Here is a 551-nt window from a genome sequence, read left to right on the forward strand (position 1 = left end):
GAGCAGGGTGGCGGCGAGCGGCGGGGCGCGCAGCGCGGCGGCGCGGATGGCGACGGCGAGGGTGGGGTTGCGCTTGTGCGCCATCGCCGAGGAGCCGCCGCGGCCGGGGGCGGCGGGTTCGGCGGCCTCGGCGCATTCGGCCTGCATCATCAGGGCGGTGTCGGTCGCGATCTTGCCGGCGGTGCCGAGGGCGGCGGCGAGGGTGGCGGCGAGGCGGGCGAGCGGGGCGCGGCTGGTGTGCCAGGGCAGGGGCGCGGGATCGAGGCCGAGGGCGGCGGCGAAGGCGGTGGCCGCCGCATCGGCCCGGGTGCCGAAACCATCCAGCGTGCCGGCGGCGCCGCCGAGCTGCGGGCGGAGGGCCTGGCGCGCGGCATCGCGCAGGGCGGCGCGGGCATCGTCGAGGGCGGCGAGCCATTGCGCGGCCTTGAGGCCGAACGTGGCCGGCAGCGCCGGTTGCAGCAGGGTGCGGGCGATCATCGGGGTGGCGGCATGGGCGCGGGCGAGGCGGGCGGCCGCCGCCGCCGCCGCGTCGAGATCGGCCTCGAGGAGGA

The 551-nt window shown here is 80.2% G+C and carries 1 protein-coding gene; it reads right to left on the minus strand.

From position 1 onward, the window contains the following. On the minus strand, positions 1 to 551 hold a 551-nt coding region (locus RT91_RS19305), incomplete at both ends, for a lyase family protein (protein ID WP_035189459.1).

The sequence above is a fragment of the Acidiphilium sp. JA12-A1 genome (assembly GCF_000724705.2).
Lineage (GTDB): Bacteria > Pseudomonadota > Alphaproteobacteria > Acetobacterales > Acetobacteraceae > Acidiphilium > Acidiphilium multivorum.